The 18469-nt window shown below is 44.5% G+C and carries 15 protein-coding genes; 9 read left to right on the forward strand and 6 right to left on the reverse strand.

From position 1 onward, the window contains the following. Window positions 1-699 precede the first annotated feature (699 nt). The 7 genes from J5X92_RS16840 (at window position 700) to J5X92_RS16870 (ending at window position 8704) form a co-directional block, all read left to right on the forward strand. Complete coding sequence (locus J5X92_RS16840) at window positions 700-2067, forward strand: alkaline phosphatase PhoX (protein WP_208806158.1); 1368 nt, start codon at window positions 700-702, stop codon at window positions 2065-2067. A 381-nt stretch (window positions 2068-2448) separates the two neighbouring features. After that, complete coding sequence (locus J5X92_RS16845; protein ID WP_159533405.1) at window positions 2449-2601, forward strand: hypothetical protein; 153 nt, start codon at window positions 2449-2451, stop codon at window positions 2599-2601. Window positions 2602-2650: 49 nt separating this feature from the next. Continuing rightward, complete coding sequence (locus tag J5X92_RS16850) at window positions 2651-4213, forward strand: catalase (protein ID WP_126872883.1); 1563 nt, start codon at window positions 2651-2653, stop codon at window positions 4211-4213. A 149-nt stretch (window positions 4214-4362) separates the two neighbouring features. Then, a complete protein-coding gene (locus J5X92_RS16855; protein WP_208806159.1) occupies window positions 4363-4929 on the forward strand; it encodes an ankyrin repeat domain-containing protein in 567 nt (188 codons plus the stop codon). Between the two features lie 290 nt (window positions 4930-5219). Then, complete coding sequence (locus J5X92_RS16860; RefSeq protein ID WP_244360968.1) at window positions 5220-6263, forward strand: chemotaxis protein; 1044 nt, start codon at window positions 5220-5222, stop codon at window positions 6261-6263. An 18-nt stretch (window positions 6264-6281) separates the two neighbouring features. Continuing rightward, window positions 6282-7334 carry an aldo/keto reductase gene (locus J5X92_RS16865; RefSeq protein WP_063456778.1) on the forward strand — a complete coding sequence of 351 codons (1053 nt, stop codon included), beginning with the start codon at window positions 6282-6284 and terminating at the stop codon, window positions 7332-7334. A gap of 218 nt (window positions 7335-7552) precedes the next feature. Then, entirely contained in the window at window positions 7553-8704 is a 1152-nt protein-coding gene (locus J5X92_RS16870; protein ID WP_126872876.1) for a Na/Pi symporter, read from the forward strand. 97 nt (window positions 8705-8801) lie between these two features. Here J5X92_RS16870 and J5X92_RS16875 read toward each other — a convergent pair whose 3' ends face one another. Together J5X92_RS16875 and J5X92_RS16880 are read right to left on the reverse strand one after the other, a co-directional pair. Further along, window positions 8802-10802: an alpha-amylase family protein gene (locus J5X92_RS16875; protein WP_126872875.1), complete on the reverse strand. Its 2001-nt coding sequence runs from the start codon at window positions 10800-10802 to the stop codon at window positions 8802-8804. A gap of 156 nt (window positions 10803-10958) precedes the next feature. Further along, a complete protein-coding gene (locus tag J5X92_RS16880; RefSeq protein ID WP_126872874.1) occupies window positions 10959-12125 on the reverse strand; it encodes a DcaP family trimeric outer membrane transporter in 1167 nt (388 codons plus the stop codon). Between the two features lie 253 nt (window positions 12126-12378). Here J5X92_RS16880 and acs point away from each other — a divergent pair, with 253 nt between their 5' ends. Together acs and J5X92_RS16890 are read left to right on the forward strand one after the other, a co-directional pair. Then, a complete protein-coding gene (gene acs / locus J5X92_RS16885) occupies window positions 12379-14328 on the forward strand; it encodes an acetate--CoA ligase (protein ID WP_208806161.1) in 1950 nt (649 codons plus the stop codon). Between the two features lie 11 nt (window positions 14329-14339). Beyond that, window positions 14340-14993, forward strand: a complete 654-nt coding sequence (locus tag J5X92_RS16890; RefSeq protein ID WP_013782560.1) for a response regulator transcription factor — start codon at window positions 14340-14342, stop codon at window positions 14991-14993. Here J5X92_RS16890 and J5X92_RS16895 read toward each other — a convergent pair. Genes J5X92_RS16895 through rimK form a run of 4 tightly spaced genes read right to left on the reverse strand, consistent with a single transcriptional unit; the run spans window position 14977 to window position 18355 of the window. Beyond that, complete coding sequence (locus J5X92_RS16895; protein ID WP_244360971.1) at window positions 14977-15948, reverse strand: amino acid ABC transporter substrate-binding protein; 972 nt, start codon at window positions 15946-15948, stop codon at window positions 14977-14979. The genes J5X92_RS16890 and J5X92_RS16895 overlap by 17 nt on opposite strands. 23 nt (window positions 15949-15971) lie before the next feature. Next, window positions 15972-16406, reverse strand: a complete 435-nt coding sequence (locus J5X92_RS16900; RefSeq protein ID WP_057795882.1) for a RimK/LysX family protein — start codon at window positions 16404-16406, stop codon at window positions 15972-15974. Between the two features lie 14 nt (window positions 16407-16420). Further along, window positions 16421-17449: a succinylglutamate desuccinylase/aspartoacylase family protein gene (locus J5X92_RS16905; RefSeq protein WP_185864167.1), complete on the reverse strand. Its 1029-nt coding sequence runs from the start codon at window positions 17447-17449 to the stop codon at window positions 16421-16423. Next, window positions 17450-18355, reverse strand: a complete 906-nt coding sequence (gene rimK / locus J5X92_RS16910; protein WP_013782564.1) for a 30S ribosomal protein S6--L-glutamate ligase — start codon at window positions 18353-18355, stop codon at window positions 17450-17452. Window positions 18356-18469: the final 114 nt, after the last annotated feature.

Here is an 18469-nt window from a genome sequence, read left to right on the forward strand (position 1 = left end):
CTTCGCTATCCGTGAAGGTGGCCGTACTGTAGGTGCTGGTGTTGTAGCTAAGATTCTTTAATCTAAGCAAACCAAAGCATAAAAGAAAGGCGCTCATTTGAGCGCCTTTTTTGTGTCTGTAGGTTTAGTCGCCAGTAGAAGCCCATGTGAAACACGGCGTGAATCCATCCATGGAGCCTCCGCAGCAGCATCCATGCTGCTGAGGGTTTCACATGGGCTTCTACTGCCGCCTCTGACAACACAGCAGGCTGTTTATGGTAGGGTAAGGAAACTGCGTAAACCCATTCATGGGGCCTTCGCTACAGCATCCATGCTGTAGAGAGTTTCCGAGGCGCACAAAGCTCTCAAAACTCTATTTCACAATGAGAAGTTTGATATGAAGCCTAAGGTGTAGTCAAAAGCTGACTCATTTTAGTTATATCACTCTGAACCCATTCCTTATCTCTCGGTCTATTGCCATGTGTTTTCACCAACAAAAGTAAACTTTGTCGTACTTTTCTTTAAATATCATCGACCGGTTTAACTGCAATGGGTTACTAGGGTAGCTATCTTCTATAAAAACATCGGTAATTGTCATAGAGAAAAGGTAACAAACGTTATAATGTAACAATAGTGTGTAATGATAGATGCAGGCAGTATTTGGTTTAATCGGGTACACGTAAATCAGGTGCGTAAGTATTAGTACAAAGAGTGATAATAATGATTGATAGAAGGCAGTTTTTTAAAGGGGCGGGTACCTTGGCATTTGCTGGGTTGGCATCAAGTGCGTTGGGTAAGGCGAATGCCGGAGTGTTAACGCCAACCACCAAAGACTATGGGCCGCTTGTGCCTGATCCTAAGAAACTTCTCGATTTACCTCAGGGTTTTAGTTACCAGGTTATCTCTGAACTGGGTGATGCCATGAGCGATGGATTAAATGTGCCCGATAGAGCTGACGGCATGGGATGTTTCTCGCTAGGTAACAATAAGGTTGCCTTAGTACGTAATCACGAGTTACAGGCCGCTCACCTATCTATCCAGCCTGAATCTATTCAAACTCATACTACTGAGCTTGCTTATGATCATTTTGAAAATGGTGTCGCGCTGCCAGGAGGCACCACCACGCTGGTTTATAATCTCGATACCAAGGTTGTTGAAAAAGAGTTTGTTAGCTTAGTCGGTACTATTCGCAACTGTGCTGGCGGTATTACGCCTTGGGGAACGTGGTTAACATGCGAAGAATCGGTCGATAAACCTAACGGTGTTATTTCGAAAGAGCATGGCTATATCTTTGAAGTACCTGCTGATGCTGAGACGTTAGTAGAGGCTAAACCGCTTAAGGCTATGGGGCGGTTTAATCATGAAGCGGCTTGTGTCGACCCAGAAACGGGTATTGTTTATTTAACGGAAGACAGAGGCGATAGTTTGTTTTATCGCTTTATTCCTAGTGTTAAAGGCCAGCTGGATAAAGGCGGTAAGTTACAGGCTTTACGCATAAAAGGTGTGCCTCAGTTCGACTCTCGTAACTGGGATAAGGCGCGTATGAATCTAGGGGAATGGTTAAATGTAGATTGGGTCGATTTACATACGCCAGAAAGCCCTAATGATGACTTGCGTGTTCAAGGTTATAAGGCGGGCGCAACGTTGTTTGCTCGAGGTGAAGGGCTGCATTGGGGCAACAACGAGCTGTATTTTTGTTGCACCAATGGCGGAGCTAAGCAATTAGGTCAGATAATGCGTTATCAGCCACAAGGCGCTAAAGCCGACTCTGCTTCAAACTCTCAGGCTTCAGGTGGCAGATTACAATTATTCGTTGAAAGTGATGACGCTAACTTATTTAACTTCGGCGATAACCTGACTGTTAGCCCTAATGGCCATTTGATTGTATGCGAAGATCAGTACACTGAAATTGTAGATAATCACCTTCGCGGGGTTACACCAGAGGGGGATATTTATAACGTTGCCAAACTACACGCGCAAACCGAACTTGCTGGCGCGTGCTTCACTAACGACGGTAGTGTATTGTTCGTGAATATGTACTCTCCCAGTAAGACCTTGGCCATTACAGGCCCCTGGATGGCGCTTTAACTAGCCCCATGTTCAAGTAACTGATTATCGGTAATGTGCTTTATGTATGTGAAGTACATTACCTTTCTGTCTATCTTCCTACCTTTGCTTCTGCCTTTAACCCCTTTGTGTATTCTCTCATCTCCCATCGTTGTCACTCTGAAATAAGTATCAAAGATACTAACCTTTTGGTGTTAAGTTAAAAATTGACTTGTTGATTAAACTATCGAACAAATCGCAAATTTTCCTAAGCTCACCCAGTCTAAAATGCCAATCGAAAACCTCAATCATTTTTCTATTCTTTAGTCACATCTATAAATTCAATTAACTTAATCAGTTTATGTCATTTTAATAGTTTTCGTAGAACGGTAATAATCCTCGCATCTAACAAGGAGAGCTGTTGTGAGCACAATTCTAAAAAAACTTACACCGCACAAATTCGTTGCTAAACCAGCACAATCGGTTTGCAACTATGCAAATAACTATTATGGCGACCAAGTTTGTGTCGCTCAGAAAACCCCGACCAATAAAACTCGTTTTTCAGGAGCAGCATAAAATGAAGCGATTGTTTACCCGAAGTATAATAAGTTGTGTAACCGTAGGTATGTTAAGTATGGGCTTAAGTGCTCAAGCGGATACCCTTACTCGTCAAAATGGCGCACCAGTTGGAGATAACCAAAACTCGCAAACTGCTGGTCCTTGGGGCCCTGTGCTTTTACAAGATTCTCACCTAATTGAGAAGCTAGCGGCGTTTGACCGTGAGCGTATTCCAGAGCGTGTAGTTCACGCCCGTGGTGTAGGTATTCATGGTTACTATGAAAACTACGAAGACTTATCTGAAGATACAGTTGCTGCACCTTTCCAAGGTGAAGGTAAAAAGACCGAAGTATTCGTGCGCTTTTCATCAGTAGTACACGGTCACCTTTCGCCTGAAACACTTCGTGATCCTCGTGGTTTCGCTGTGAAGTTTTACACTGAGCAAGGAAACTGGGATTTAGTAGGTAACAACTTCCCTGTGTTCTTTATCCGTGATGCAATTAAATTCCCAGATATGGTTCACGCATTTAAACCGTCTCCGGTAACTAACAAGCAAGATGCTAAGCGTGTATTCGACTTCTTCTCGCATGTTCCAGAGTCTACGCACACTCTAACCATGCTGTTTTCTGACTATGGTACGCCAGCAAGCTACCTAAATATGGATGGTTCAGGTGTTCACGCTTTCAAATTTGTTGATGATGAAGGCAACGTTAAATACGTGAAATTTACGTGGAAAGCGAACCAACCTATTAAGAACTTCACTGCTGAAGAAGCAATGAAACAGCAAGGTATGGATTTCCAGCCACACACCACTGACGTTTACACTCGCATCGGTGAGAAAGGCGAAACCGCTTCATGGGATTTGTATTTGCAAGAACTTGAGCCAGAGCAGTTAGATGATTTTGACTTCAACCCGTTAGATACCACAAAGATCTGGCCTGAGAAGTTAGTTGCTTCACGCAAAATTGGTCGCATGGTGTTAAACCGTGTACCTGACAACTTTTTTGAAGAAACTGAGCAAGCTGCATTTGCACCAAGTAATCTAATTCCAGGTATCGAGCCATCAGAAGACAGAATGCTACAAGGTCGTTTGTTCTCTTATGCTGATACCCAGCGCTACCGTTTAGGTGTTAACGCTTACCGTATTCCGGTAAACGCGCCTAAAAATGTTGAGATTAACAACCACGAGCAACATGGCCAGCTTCGTACTACATCAACTAACCGTGATGTTAACTATCAGCCTAGCCGTCGCTTAGATTTGAATGAAGATCCAGCATACCGTTACTCAAGCAAGCCGCTTGCAGGTATGACACAGCAAATTCCTTTCTACAAGGAACAGAACTTCAAACAAGCGGGTGAGTTCTACCGCAACCTTGATAAACAAGGTCGTAAGAACTTAATCAACAACATGGGTGGTGCATTAGCATCGGTACCTGAAGAAGAGATTCGCGTTATCATCAGTGCATTCATGTACAACGCTGATAAAGAATACGGTACCGGCGTTGCTAAGCTAGCTAAGGTTTCTATCTCGCAAGTACGTGCAGAAGCAAAAGCACTAATGGACGAGCAAGCAGCCCGCGCTGCTAAAGCGAAGAAAGTAGCGGAAAGCTTAACTGCCCTTATGCAATAAGTAACACCACTATCAACTCGCCCTACCTATTTAGGTAGGGCAGTTATAGTTATCAAAGACTTCGTTTGAACCACCTGTTTTACCTTGTAGCTTTTTTCATATCAACTACTCATACTTATCATTATTAAAGACGACATAGGAGACCCACAATGCACATCGTTAAACGCACACTTTTGGTTTTTACTTTAATGCTTAGCGTGAGTCTATGCCATGCGCAATCCAGTATTGATGAGCTGAAAGCGCACTATTTTGATGCCGCGCGTGAGGGCAACGTTGAATTGCTTCAAGCCTTTTATCAGGCCGGTCTTGATGGAAACGTAGCTGATGAAAAAGGTTATACCGCACTTATTCTAGCGGCTTACCATGGTCACAACGATGCGGTTCGTTATTTACTTGGCAAGGAAAATATCAATGCCTGCCAGGAAGATAACAAAGGTAACACCGCACTAATGGGTGCTATTTTCAAAGGGCATTTGAGTGTGGCTAGAAAACTGATGTTTGCACAATGCAATATCGATGAAACTAACTCTCAAGGTCAAACGGCACTTATGTTCGCTAGTTTGTTCGATAGGCAGTCTTTAGTGAATGAGTTAATTGAGCAAGGCGCTAACCCGCAGCACAAAGACTTGGCAGGTAACTCAGTGGCCGATATTGCCTTATCGCAAGGCAATTATAATTTGGCTAAGTCGTTAAAAAACGCTGAGATAAAACGATAATACATTAGTAACACGCCATACTTTATACAGAAGGTGAAGTATGGCGATTTTAAAAAACTGTCATCTTTTCCCGCTACTCTCTCTATTTACCCCGCATAAAATCGCTATTAAAGCAGTGCTGTATCAAAATTTGATTCTATTTAAAAAGTTATCATGCCTATTGAGATTACATAGTCTATTTTTAATATTTAAGACGCGGCGGTTAACGATACCCTTGTTTTACTCGTGCCGGATTATGAAGAGAAATGGACTGTATGAAATTTGACTCTATAAAATCTAGGCTTGTTCTCATGACACTGATTTGTGTTGTTGGAATGGGCATGCTGGTAGTCAGTCAGCATTATTTTACGCAGCGGCTTATTGAATTAAATCAGCAGCGAGACTTATTGCTTCGCATGGGGCAAGATTTGTTGCAGATGCGCCGGCATGAAAAAGACTTTCTGATGCGCCATCAGCAGGAGTACTTTCAGTTATTTATCGAGCGTTCTGAGAGTTTTAGCACTCGGCTTAATCAGCTTACGCCTTTAATTAGCGATTATGATATGCCCATGTCGCAGTTAGGGAATTTAGCCGAAGGTTTGGATGAATACCAACAACTTTTCCAACAAGTCGTTGCGCTACAAACCAAGATAGGGCTGACCCCAACATCTGGCTTGCTAGGGCAAATGATTGAGACTGAGGGGGAATTGCTCAGTCAGTCGTATTTTGATGTTGGGTCTAATGCGCTCATTCAACTTGACGGCGCAAGGCTGGCCATTCGCGATTTTCAACTAACCCATAATAACTATTTCGCCACCCTTGCGGTTCAAAGTATAGAGCTACTGGCACAAGCGCGTAGCGCGGATAAATCTGAACAGGTAGACGAACTACTTAGCTTGTATAAAGAAGCCGTGGGGGCGCTTGCTATAGCCCATCAAACACTAGGTCTTACTCATAATGAGGGTTTGACAGGGCGCTTTCGGCGACAAGCTCACAGTGTAGAGCAACAGCTCACGTTAATTGACAAAGCTTTACAACCTATTATTGAAAACCAAGAGCAAAAAGTAAAAATATACAGTATTAGTATTGCGGTGCTCACCTCAGTGCTTTTAATTTTAATTCTAGTAAAGAGCTTTGCCACGTTTCACCGGGCCTTCTCTAATTTCGTTATGTTCTTCTATCGGTGTAAGCGCCAATATCAGCGGATGGATCCGAGGAAACTCGGTTTTGCTGAGTTCAAATCGTTGGCTGAACTTGCCAATGAAATGGTAGAGTCTCGTCAAGCAATTGAAGAACGACTCGCTGTTGTGGAAGCAGAATTAGCACAAAAGCAGAGAAAACCAGAGACAAGTTGAAGGTAGGTGAACGTAGATATGCAATTTAACAAATTAGGCGGTAGCGACTTATCGGTATCGGATATTTGCCTTGGCACCATGACATGGGGCATTCAAAATACTCAGCAAGACGCCGATGAGCAACTCGCCATGGCAATTGAGCATGGTGTGAACTTCATCGATACCGCCGAAATGTACCCTGTACCGCCGAACGATAAAACTTATGGCGATACCGAACGGATTTTAGGTAACTGGCTGGCAAGAAATCAATCATCACGTGACTCGCTTGTTATAATGACAAAAGTTGCCGGAAGTGGCTTGAGTTATATAAGAGAAGGCGGGCCTATTACCGCCAGCGCCGTTGAGACGGCACTGAATGACTCGCTTAGCCGTTTAAATACCGACTACGTTGATGTCTACCAGTTACATTGGCCAAACCGCGTTACCCCGCATTTTGGAAAGCATTGGCCTGATCGCACAAACCCTACAAAAATCGATAAACAGCAAGAAATCGATGGCATGCGAGATATTTTAACCGGTATCAAAAAAGCGCTCGATGCTGGAAAAATTCGCCATTGGGGGCTATCTGATGACACCCCTTGGGGTATCCACACGTTTTTGACGCTGTGCAAAGAAATGAATATTCCTTTACCGGTCTCCATTCAAAACGAATTCAGTTTGCTGCATTTAAAAGATTGGCCGTACCTTATTGAAATGTGCGCGCTTGAGAACATTGCCTATCTACCGTGGTCGCCGCTTGCTACAGGTATGCTAAGTGGTAAGTACATGAACGGAGATAGACCCAAAGATTCTAGATGGACACTGGTTCAGCGCCAAGGGTTATTCAGAGACAAAGAGCCCGCTCGTGAAGCCACTGCTCGTTATGTTGAAATTGCCAAGCGAGCAAAGATTACTCCGTCGCAATTGGCTTTAGCATGGTGTAAACAAGTGCCAGGTGTTACTTCTACCATTATTGGCGCTACTACCACCAATCAGTTAGCTGAAAACTTATCTGCGTTTTCACTTAACCTTGATGAAAGCACACTGAAGCAAATAGGCGAGGTGGTTCGCCGTCACCCGTTAGGATATTAGGTATTAGCTATAAAAGGTGCAAACGTTAGAGCAAGAGTTTTTGATGTTGAGGGCCAAGTCATAACGACTTGGTGCCAACCTTAAACACAGACTGTCTTGCCCGAGAATTGCAGTAAGGTTTTAAATTGCGGTGATTTTATACTCTAGACTTTGGTCATTTATCTGTCACAACTTCGTCATAGTATGAATCCACTGTTATTTATTGACTGTCATTTTCTATGTCTCTATCAGATTCGCCTCTTGTTTGTGAAACCGAAACCCAGCATGGTAACTGGCGCCGTTGGCTACTGCTTATCGGCCTAGTGTATTTAATGTTGTTGGCCGTTAGCATGATAGGAAGCGGCTTCAAACTTGCCGCAGGCGATCAAGCTAAAACGCTGTTCACTTTTGCTAGTAACCCCATTATGGGGTTAATTATTGGCATGGTAGCTACCGCGCTCATTCAATCTTCAAGTACGGTGACTTCCATTATTGTTGGTATGGTAGCGGGTGGTTTACCTATCACCATTGCCGTGCCCATGATGATGGGAGCTAACATTGGCACCAGTATCACGAATACACTAGTTAGCCTTGGGCATGTCGCCAGAAAAGATGAATTTCAACGAGCATTTAACGCCGCCACTATTCACGATTTCTTTAACGTGATGTCAGTGTTTATATTCCTGCCTCTTGAAATGGCGTTTGGCATTCTAGAGCATACCAGCGCCTTTGTAGTGTCTATGCTAAATGCAGGTGGCACGATGGGGGTTGATGGTTTTAACCCTATTAAGGCGCTAACCCAACCTGCGCTTAATATCGTAACAGGCATGGTAAGCGGTTTACCTTCGGTATATCCGGGTATCGCCAAAATCATCCTTGGTATTGGACTTATTGTTACTTCAATTACTTACATGGGGAAAATTATGAAATCTCTCATGGTGGGTAAGGCAAAAGATATTTTGCACAAAAGTATCGGGAAGGGCCCTATTTCGGGAATTTCATCAGGTGCGCTAATGACAGTGTTAGTGCAGTCTTCCTCTACCACCACCTCGCTGGTGGTTCCTTTAGTAGGTAGTGGAATTTTAAAGGCAAAAGATATCTATCCGTTTACCCTTGGCGCGAATATTGGCACTTGTATTACTGCGCTAATCGCAGCACTGGGTGTGGTGGGGGTGAATGCAGGGGTTGCGTTACAAATTGCCATGGTACACCTACTGTATAACGTTTTTAGTGTGGTGCTAATTTACGGTACGCCTATGTTACGCGACATTCCGTTAGATTTGTCTTACAAGCTGTCGGTCATTGTGGCCGAGAAAAAGTTTTACGGGGTCGCTTATATTGGCGGGTTATTTTTCTGTATGCCGCTAGGTATTATTTTTATATCAGTGTAGGTATTTCCACCGCTGTTATAGCAGTAAGCTAAGGCAGGTACTTACTTTGCACCTGCCTTATGTCGTTTTAAAGTTTATAGCCTCAAAATGTGGAGTGCTAGAACGTTGTTATGTCGGCGCTACTTTGCCCAAATACAAACATATTGCGCTTCCCACATTGCGCCATATGGTTGCTAGAGGCATAAGGCGTACCGGACTGTGTTACGTCACTTTCCCATCCTTGTCCATTTTTAATATACGCTTTTAGTTCGAACCAACCGTTTACGGTTTTACTGCAATCCATTTGAACATCTAGCATCCAATAATGGTCTCCCCAAACGTTCAACGGGGTCTCTCCAAAGCCATCATTAGCCACGGTTTTCAAGTCGCCCCACGTTGCGGGCCAATTATTTGTAGTCCAATCAAGTGCGCTGCCTTGTGCTTCACTACTCTGGCTAGCTTCAACGCCGTACCAATCAAGGTAATTGTCGTTGGCTTTCCACGGTGCCGTTGTGGTATTGCGCATATTATTGTGGATGATGGGAATGGCACACGCGTAGTTACTCGTTGTACAAGAGCGTCCTAAATTAGATGCCGCATAAGCGTGATCTATTCCGCCTCGAATAAACATGTCTTGCCCACTTTCGGTGCTGGCTTGGACGAAAATAATAGTGCGCTGCCAATCTGCATCGGTTTCATCTGTAGTTAGCATTGCCCCTTGATGAATGGCAATGGCTTCCCATGAAGCAATGTTTACGGCAACAGATCCATTGGCCTCAACAGAAACTACATCTCCGCTACATTGGGTTTTGGCGGCATTAATGTTACCTGTTAATACATTGCAATATTGGCCTGGTGCCATGGAGGTGGTTAGCGTGGTACTCATGACATAGCTTTCTTTATTGATTGCTACAAACCCACTGTTAGCTCGACCGAAGGCGATTTGGTTGCCGCCATTGCTCCACCAGTCGGTTACAGCGAAATTATCTGAAGTGTGGTCTCTAAAATCAACGCCGCCTGAAATATACGACCAACGATGTTCACATTTCCAGTTATCACCAAAACATTCAAGTGTTCCATTGTTGTGCACGGACACTGAAGGGGCGCCTGCATCGGTGTCGCCGTGGAAGTCGTAACTTGACATAACTTTGGGGTAACCATATGGCCATGCCAGCATGAAGACATTCGCTAGGTCATACAAACGTCCATCTTCAAAGGTGATTACATTGCCGCCTCCACCATGGCCTCGTTGATTATCATGGTTATCAACAAAAACAACGGCTTTATAGCTAGGCATAAAACCCCAAGCTTCCCCGAAGTTACTTAGCCAAGCAAGTGAGCCATTACGAAATACGTTGCCAATTTCAACTGAGTATTTAAATTCTGTGACTAGGCCATTTGAGAAATATTCATCAGCGCCAATGGCCTCACCGCCTTGATCTATAACTTCTTGAAACACAAGTGGGGAGCCGTTGACCTGATTGATTATGCTGGATATATCTAGCGCTGGCATATGTTTGGAGGCATCTAGTCTAAAACCTGCTACCCCAATATTTACCAGATCATTAAGGTAGTTTGCTAGGGTACTTTGTACGTAACTAGACTCGGTTTTCAAATCGGCTAAACCGACTAGTTCACAGTTTTGAACTTGCCATCGGTCACCATAATCATCAACCGAGCAAGTGTCATGGAAATCTTGCGGCGAATATATTGGATAATTTTTATTCCCAAAAGTACTCCCGTTTGTACCCGTGCCTGACCCAGCGGCCATATGGTTAATTACTGCATCTACGTAGATACCTACACCCACAGCGTTGCAACGCTGCACCATATTGATAAAGTCTGCACGAGATCCACCGCGACTTTCTAAATCGTAGCTAACAGGCTGGTAGCGTGCCCACCACTGAGGAACAGTAATATGCTCATTTGGCGGAGAAACCTGCACGGCGGCAAAACCATTTTGGCTTAAATAGGTTTCACATTCAGTTGCTATATCCTGCCAATCCCATTCGAATAAGTGCACAAATGTGGAGGGCTGCGAATGCGCAATGGGGGAGGCTATACCACAGCCTAGTAGGGTGGCGACTGCACTGGAAGCCAACAATTTACGGTTAATCATTATAGTGTCCTAGTGGTGTTATTTAACGACATGGAGAAAACTTATTAGACACTAGGATGTAAATTAAATGTAAACAATGTGAATACGTATGCAGGTAGATAAGAATAAAAAGGGCGCCGAAAAAGGCGCCCGTAGTCATTACTGCTAAGTGTCAGATTAGAAAGCGTATTTCGCAGAAACCTGTAGACGGTTCATATCACCTTCCAAACCTTCTTCAATTTCGCGATGTGCAAACGCGTACTCTGCACCAAAGGTAAGGGCTTTGGTAGGCGAATACAGTAAGTTAGCACGTGCGCTGTAGCTGCTTTCTGTCACGCTAAGGCCGGTAAGAGTAGTGTCGTTATCAATATCTAATGCTGAAAACATGAAGCTGCTTCGCATTCTGTCGTTCCAAAGGTGACGATAGGCAATAGCGTAACCCGTTGAATCGATAGCCTCTAAATCGCCATCGGCGGTGATGACTGCGCCATTTGCGGCATTCAATGCGGAATATCTACCCATCCCTTGACCTGTATTCACCATAAAGCGAATATCATCGCCGCTCGACAACTTGTATTTTCCTGACAAGGCGACACCATAACTGGTTTCATCGGCGTCAATACCACTGCCATCATCATATGAAAGTTGACGTACCAGACCTGCTATTTTCACGTAGCCCCAGTCTTGTTTAGCGGTGTAGGCGGCGACAAAGTCAGGAACGGCGTTATCGTCAGCCACAATTCGGCTACCACCACCGTTGGGTGTTACCGTAGTTTCAGGATTCTCTAACGCCAATTGTAAACCGCCGTTGGTGTATCGCACCATGACTTGTCTACCGAATGTAATGCCGTCTGTCGTACCAATGAAATCAAGAGATTCTGGTAGGGAACCCACATCCATAAATGTGGTCCATGTTTGACCCACTAACCATTCTTTATACTGAATGTAGGCGTGGCGAACACGGGGTGTATAAGAGTTACTAATACGTTCATCACCACCGCTAGTGACGATAAAATCTAGTTCTAATACTCCTTTGATTTCGTCACCTTCCGCTGTTGGCGTGTTGGTGCTAAATCTAAAACGAGATTGACGAATATGTGCATCAAATTGGGTGCCTTCATCGCCGCCTGAAACCGGCGTTAGCGAGGGAATGTAAAAATCTCGACCAATACTACCGGAACCTAGCGTGCCCTCAGAGTAGTTGCTCACCATCGCGTCGGCTTTTATGTAGCCGGTGAATTTAACGCTGGTATCGCCTAAGTCAGCGGCGCTAACGAGTGTTACGTTAGACGCTGCAAGTGCTAACGATACGGCTAGCACTGAGTTTTTTATTATGGCTTTCATTATATTTGCCCTAAAGTGTGGTTAAATAAATGTAAATTCAAAGTTAACTTCTATAGATTTGCCGACCTTGGTGCAAATTGAAATAAGCTAATGGTCGCATACGACTATAGTCGTAATTGGTGAGTAGTCGAATTCCTAGGACTAAAGTCCCTAAACCGTAAGACCAAAGTCGCATTTTTACTTTATAGTCTAATCATTACAGTGTTTAGTATATGAAAGCATTTCACATTATTGATATTGGAGGCAATTTTTTATGACTGCCAGTAAGATTTTTTCTGTTCCTGACGCGATTAAAAGTAACACCCATTTAACGGATGCTCAGTACGCTGAGATGTATGCTAATTCTGTAGCACACCCTGAAGCATTTTGGGCTGAACATGCAAACTTACTTGAATGGTTTAAAAAGCCGACCAAAGTGAAAAACACCCATTTTGGTGACAATGATGTTTCCATAAAATGGTTTGAAGACGGCGAATTAAATGCCAGTTACAACTGTATCGACCGCCACCTAGCAGACAACGCAGATAAAGTGGCTATTCACTGGGAAGGTGACTCCCCTGAAGACAGTCAAGATATTACTTTTCAAGAAGTGCACGACGAAGTCTGTAAATTGGCTAACGCACTTAAATCCCTTGGCGTAACTAAAGGCGACAGAGTCGCTATCTATATGCCTATGGTCCCCGATGCTGCATACGCTATGTTGGCGTGCGCCCGTATTGGTGCTATTCACTCTGTTATTTTTGGGGGCTTCTCGCCGAACGCGATTGCCGATCGTATTAATGATAGCGATGCCAAGGTGGTTATTACGGCAGATGAAGGCCGCCGAGCGGGTCGCTCTGTACCTCTGAAAGCCAATGTAGATAAGGCCTTGTCGAAAGGTGCTTGCCCATCCATTACTCATGTCATCGTTAAGAAAGTAACAGGTGAAGATGTAGCGTGGAACGAAAGTCACGATGTATGGTGGGATGAGCTTGTGGCTGAGTGCGCCACAACGTGTGAGCCTGAAGTGATGAACGCGGAAGACCCGCTGTTTATCCTGTATACATCGGGTTCAACTGGCACGCCCAAGGGCGTAGTACATACTACCGGTGGTTACTTGCTTTATACCGCCATGACCTTTAAATACGCCTTTGACTATCAAGAAAATGATATTTACTGGTGTACTGCCGATGTAGGCTGGATCACAGGACACAGCTACATGGTCTACGGCCCTATGATCAACGGCGCTTCTCAGGTGTTTTTTGAGGGCGTACCTACTTATCCTGACGTGCGTCGTATTGCGCAAGTAGTAGAAAAATACAAAGTAAACAGCCTTTACACGGCACCAACGGCTATTCGTGCATTGATGGCGCATGGTGATAAGCCAGCAGAAGGTTGCGACTTATCTTCGTTACGTTTACTCGGTACAGTGGGTGAACCGATTAATCCTGAAGCGTGGGAATGGTACCACCGTGTAATTGGTCAAAGCCGTTGTCCTATCATGGATACGTGGTGGCAGACTGAAACTGGCGGCCATATGATAACGCCATTACCTGGTGCTACAGCACTTAAGCCTGGTTCTGCTACGCGGCCATTCTTTGGTATTCAACCTGCGCTTTTCGATGCTGAAGGCAACGAACTTGAAGGCGCAGCCGAAGGTAACCTTGTGATTAAGGATAGCTGGCCAAGCCAAGCTAGAACTGTATATGGCGACCATCAACGCTTTATCAGTACCTACTTTAGTGCTTACAAAGGTGTATACTTTACCGGTGATGGCGCAAGACGTGATGAAGATGGTTATTACTGGATTACAGGGCGCGTCGATGATGTGTTAAATGTATCCGGTCACCGTTTAGGTACTGCTGAAATTGAGAGCGCACTAGTGGCGCATCCAAAAGTAGCTGAAGCGGCTGTAGTGGGCTTCCCTCATGATATTAAAGGGCAGGGCATTTACGTCTACGTTACTCCAATTGACGGTGTTGCCGTTGATGATGCGCTAACCACAGAGCTTAAAAACTGGGTGAGACAAGAGCTTAGCCCCATTGCGACACCTGATAAAATACAATGGTCGGCTGGCTTACCTAAAACCCGTTCAGGTAAAATTATGCGCCGTATTTTGCGTAAAATTGCGGCGAACGAACATGAGCAACTTGGTGATATATCTACATTGGCGGATCCGTCAGTTGTTGATACACTCATTGAGGAGCGATTAAATAAATCATAAAGGATAATGCAATGACAACCCTGTTAATTGCCGATGATCATCCGTTGTATCGGGATGCCTTAAGAGGCGCTTTGTCATTGTCTTTACCAGCACTGACGCTATCAGAAGCTGGTGATTTAACATCGACAGTCGATATTCTCAATCGCGAGGATATCGACCTTTTGCTGCTTGATTTACATATGCCGGGCAGCAACGACCTTTTCGGGTTAATTCACATTCGTAAACTGTTTCCTGACGTACCTGTAGCAGTAGTGTCTGGCACGGAAGATACCCAACTTATATCAAAAATCATGAGTGCCGGGGCGCTCGGATTTATCCCCAAAACTGCCAGCTCGGGTGATATTGCTAACGCGGTACAAGCCATATTAGATGGGGACGTATGGTTGCCACCTAATTTAAGCGATAGTGTCGATGAGATTGATGAGGAGTTTTCTGAACTTGCCGATAATGTTGCTTCACTAACGCCTTCACAATACAAAGTACTGTGCTTTATGCGAGATGGGTTACTCAACAAGCAAATTGGTTATAATTTGGATATTGCCGAAGCTACGGTAAAAGCCCACGTAACCGCGATTTTCAAAAAGCTTGGCATAAATAATCGTACTCAAGCGGTTTTAATTGCATCTCAACTAGAGCTAGAGCCGCCCGCTACAAGTGATCATTAGTCTTTTCTAGCGGCACTTCAACCGGTTCAACAAGGAAATCGGGTTCAAAATAAGTAAGATAATGCTTAAGCGCTACCTTACTTTGTTCGCTTAACAAAGGGTTCTCAATTTCAATCACAGTACGTCCACGCATCAATGTCATGCTTTCTTGGTAAACGGGCTGCGCTTTTAAGAATGCCTGAAATTCTCCAGATTCTAGCAAGATAGTAAGGCCTTCACTGATTCGGTTAGCTAGGGCTTCCTGATCTGATGCAACGAAGTAAAACAAAGGACTGTTGTAAGACACCAGCAAATGAGGCTCAATTTTTAATGTGCTGTCAGGTTGCTTATCTAATTCGTGTATTATTTCCATCACACTGCGTGGAAACATATCGGCAAAGCCTTCAGCCACAATTCGAAAAGAGGCTTGATAAGTGGTTTCAAGCACGGGAATTTCATTGTAACGAAAAATACGGGTGTCAGGCCAGTCGTAGCCTTGCACCGCCCGCATTGATTTAAGGCTCTGAAGTGTTAATGGGTTATCGAAGCGATTATCATCGGCGCGAATAAGCATAATACGCTTGCCAAAAAATCCGCCCATGATAGGAATACGTATTGCTCGATGTTGTTTTTCTCTGTCGATAGAAGACACGCTCCACGTTACATCTAACATGTCGTGTTCTAAACTTCTTAATTGGCGCTCTTGCGCAATTTCCTGTTTACTGACGTGCAACTCAAAGGTGCCATACTTATCTTCTGTCACTTCCAGTGCTTTTGAAAGTAGGGTTTTGGCGTATGCGTAAACGGGATCTCGACCAGGATGAACATTAGGAAGGCGCAGTATTCTATGAGGCAATGCTGCTTTAGTGTTCTTTTCTAGGCTAGGTGAGTCAGTGACCTCGCCAGCTAAACCTAGTGAAGTGAATAAGCCACTTAGTAGTATAAAAGCTGACGAGAGTAATATTCGACTGATCATATGTCCTATCATTGTATCGACTATCAATCCTTCCCTGTAAGTAAAAAGTCGTGCTCAGGATCAACCAAAAAATGGCCGCTCATGGCCTCTCTGCCAAGTAACATAAGATACGTCATTTCAGAGCGGTCGGTTAGGGTTAATTGAATATCCCATTGCACACTATCCATTATTATAGGCGTTACTATCACATAACGCTTCTCTCTTGTGGCCGTTGAGCTTTTGACACGCTTTTTTGCTTCAACTTTTACTTCTCTTCTAACCACTCTATCAACATTATGAATATCAGGATGAATATCGAAGCGAATCCATAATTCATCGTCTACCTCAAACTCTTCAATATTATCTACATGCAATGAAGAGGTTGCTGCGCCGGTATCAACCCGAACATTTAAATCAGTGATGGTAAATGCGGGAAGGTCACATAATTCCACCGCACCCACTATTTTTTTATTTTTCATGTGTTCGCCTTCAATCAAGTATTATCCGTTTCACCTGGTAGCAGGTTGTCTTGCAATAACTCTACATGCTCTGCCACTGTATCGGGTTGTGAGAAATAGGCAATGTGATAGACCGCTTCTCCTTCTTGCGTCAGAGGTATGTTTTGTTTACCTACCACTACCCCCTCAGCGGGGCTTTCAATACTGGCCAAATATCCACCGAACGGATCAGCTATGGTCGCCAGTTTATCCCCTTTGTTCACGTGATCGCCCAACTGGGCTAAATGAGTAACAAAGCCACTTTCTGTAGCGCGTATCCAGCCACTCTGACGGGCAATAAATCGCTCAATACTGTGCCCCTTACTACGACTCTTATTCAACATGCCCAAATGGCGCATAGTATTAATGATACCGCGAAGCCCTGCGCGAATGGAGAATTCATCGTACCTTAAGGCCTGACCTGCTTCGTAAAGCAAAATTTTAACACCACTTTCACTGGCGGTTTCACGTAATGAACCTTCACGTAGCTCAGCATTTAGCAACACAGGTACACCAAATGCTTTGGCCATCTCAAGTACTTCGGGATCGTCTAAGTCAGCGCGAATTTGCGGTAAATTACTGCGATGGATTGCACCGGTATGCAGGTCTATGCCTACATCGCACTTTTGCACAATTTCCTTTAAGAACAAGTTGGCGAGTCGACCGGCCAACGAGCCTTTTTTACTGCCAGGAAAGCTGCGGTTGAGATCGCGACGGTCAGGCAAATAGCGAGACTGGTTTAACACCCCGTACACGTTCACCATAGGCACCGCGATTAGGGTACCTCTTAACCGTTCAATGGCCCGTGAGCGAATGAGTCTGCCTACAATTTCGATACCATTGAGTTCATCACCATGGATAGCGGCGCTAACAAACATGGTAGGGCCAGGGCGTTTACCACGGGTAACATACACGGGAATGCTCATGTTTGTCGCGGTGTATAACGGGGGCATCTCCAGCTCAATTTTCACTGATTCGCCTGGCGCGATACTCTGCCCACCAATGACTAAATTATCCACTGCCACTTAGCCTTTACCTCGTGTTTTGGTTTTGTGCGGCTCTGCACTTTTTTCAATAAATTCAATGATCATACCGGCCACATCTTTATTAGTGGCTTTTTCAATGCCTTCTAAGCCTGGTGAAGAGTTTACTTCCATCACTACAGGCCCATTATTTGAACGCAAAATATCTACGCCACAGCAGTTCAAACCCATCGTTTTAGCAGCGTCTACGGCAGTTTTGCGTTCAGCTGGGCTTAGTCTTACCAAGCTGGCTTGACCGCCTCTATGAAGGTTAGAGCGAAACTCACCCGGTGCCGCTTGTCGTTTCATTGCGGCAACCACTTTACCGCCTACTACGAAGCACCGAATATCAGAGCCACCGGCCTCTTTAATAAACTCTTGCACTAGGATACTGGCATTTAACCCCATGAAGGCTTCAATAATTGATTCAGCCGCTTTATGGGTGTCGGCTAATACCACACCAATACCTTGAGTACCTTCAAGTAGTTTAATGACCACTGGCGCGCCGCCCACAGTTTTTATCACGTCTTCTATCTTATCAGGGTGGTGAGCAAAGCCAGTTCGCGGCATGCCAATGCCTTTACGTGATAACAGTTGTAGAGAACGTAACTTGTCTCTAGAGCGGCTTATCGCCACAGACTCATTAACACTATAGGTGCCCATCATTTCGAATTGGCGTACAACCGAAGTACCGTAAAAGGTAACAGAAGCGCCAATGCGAGGAATAACCGCATCGTAATAAGGAAGTCTTTTACCTTTGTAGCGCACCGATGGACGAGAACTGGTGATGTCCATATAGCAATGCATGGTATCAATAACATCTACTTCATGACCGCGAGCACGACCTGCTTCTACTAAACGAGAGGTTGAATAGAGACGAGAATTCCGAGATAAAATCGCTATGCGCATTGTAAATTGCCTGTTGTTATAAATTTTCAAAAAAGTGCTGCTTAATCATTAGCACCTTTTTGGGTGCATAGCCAGTTTAGTCGGACTGCAGCGAATTGGCGCGCATCATAAAGC

This window comes from Alteromonas sp. K632G (assembly GCF_017653625.1).
GTDB classification, from domain to species: Bacteria; Pseudomonadota; Gammaproteobacteria; order Enterobacterales; family Alteromonadaceae; genus Alteromonas; species Alteromonas naphthalenivorans.